Consider the following 1,268-nt stretch of genomic DNA (forward strand, 5'->3'; position numbering starts at 1 on the left):
TCGCGTTCATCCGGGAAGGCGACTCGATCACGATTGATGCGCGCCAGCTGCTGCTGCAACTGAACATCAGCGATGCCGAACTGGAAAGCCGCAAGGTTGGCTGGAAGGCGCCGCTGCCGCGCTACATCCGAGGTGTGCAGGCCAAGTTTGCCTTCAACGCATCCAGCGCCAGCAAGGGCGCGGTGCTTGACGACTATTGATAGCCGGCAAGCTGTAATGCAAAGAGCCCGTGACAAAACTTCACGGGCTCTTTGCATTTGTATCCGGGCGGCTTCTGGCGGCTCGCCGAAGCGCGTTTTTTAACGTTTCTTTTTGGGCAGCATGCCCATCGCGGCACGCTGCTTGTCGATGCGATGCTGCTTGCGCTGCTCCATCTTGTCGACTTCGCGCCGCTTGGTGTAGCCCGAGGCGTCAGCCCAGGCCCACCAGACGGCCGCCAGCGCAAAAGGCAGCAACACAAACCACCAGCTCAAAGCCGCCACGGGATCGATCTCCAGGTATTTCAGGACCAGTGCGACAAGCCCGATAAATAAGAAATACATATGTAACTCCAGAAGGTTCTGCCCGCTCCCGCGCTGGCTCTGCGTTTTGACGCCGGGGTCCGGGTCAACCAGCATCCCTACAATCACGTTGATCAACTGTACCCGAATCAATCACTCAGCCCTGAGAGGACACTTCATGAAAAAACTTCTATCGGTCATCGCATGCGCAGCGGCAGGTTTTGCAGTGGCGACACCCGCGCTGGCTGACCTGCAACTGGCCACGGCCAAGAACTGCATGGCTTGCCACGCAGTGGACAAAAAGCTGGTAGGCCCGTCCTACAAGGACGTCGCGGCCAAGTACGCCGGCCAGAAGGACGCCAGCGACAAGCTCGCTGCCAAGGTCATGAAGGGCGGCGCCGGCGTTTGGGGCCCGGTGCCCATGCCGGCCAATCCGCAGGTCAGCGCTGACGAGGCCAAGAAGCTGGTGGCCTGGATACTGGCCCAGAAATAGGGGCTGCCCGCCCAGCAAAAAGCCCGATCACCGATCGGGCTTTTTTATGTATTTTACTGATCTTTTACTGCTCTAGCCCATACCGGACGGGCGCTAGAAGCTACTATTTAAATAGCACCTAGAAACGCAATCAAAGGCTCAGTAGGCCTGCCCCAGCTGGTCCAGAATGGCTGGATTTTCGAGCGTGGAGGTATCCTGGGTCACGGCTTCACCCTTCGCAATCGAGCGCAGCAGGCGGCGCATGATCTTGCCGGATCGGGTCTTGGGCAGGTTTT

At 58.6% G+C, this 1,268-nt stretch carries 3 protein-coding genes; 2 read left to right on the forward strand and 1 reads right to left on the reverse strand.

Going from position 1 to position 1,268, the window contains the following annotated elements:
- Positions 1–200, forward strand: a 200-nt coding sequence (locus Q8K05_RS06030) for a dihydroxy-acid dehydratase (protein ID WP_305245609.1), incomplete at its 5' end; no start/stop codon positions are given.
- A gap of 99 nt (positions 201–299) precedes the next feature.
- Here the strand turns inward: Q8K05_RS06030 and Q8K05_RS06035 are convergent.
- Positions 300–542 carry a TIGR04438 family Trp-rich protein gene (locus Q8K05_RS06035; RefSeq protein ID WP_305245610.1) on the reverse strand — a complete coding sequence of 81 codons (243 nt, stop codon included), beginning with the start codon at positions 540–542 and terminating at the stop codon, positions 300–302.
- A 136-nt stretch (positions 543–678) separates the two neighbouring features.
- Between Q8K05_RS06035 and Q8K05_RS06040 the strand changes: the two genes are divergently transcribed.
- On the forward strand, positions 679–993 hold the full coding sequence (locus Q8K05_RS06040) for a c-type cytochrome (RefSeq protein ID WP_305245611.1): 315 nt from the start codon (positions 679–681) through the stop codon (positions 991–993).
- The last annotated feature ends 275 nt before the right edge of the window (positions 994–1,268 follow it).

This window comes from Polaromonas sp., assembly GCF_030682935.1.
Lineage (GTDB): Bacteria > Pseudomonadota > Gammaproteobacteria > Burkholderiales > Burkholderiaceae_C > Polaromonas.

What these genes read in the sequence shown, in the direction of transcription:
- Q8K05_RS06040 (WP_305245611.1), top strand. Translation starts at nt 679, where the DNA reads ATGAAAAAACTTCTATCGGTCATCGCATGCGCAGCGGCAGGTTTTGCA.
- Q8K05_RS06035 (WP_305245610.1), bottom strand. Translation starts at nt 542, where the DNA reads ATGTATTTCTTATTTATCGGGCTTGTCGCACTGGTCCTGAAATACCTG.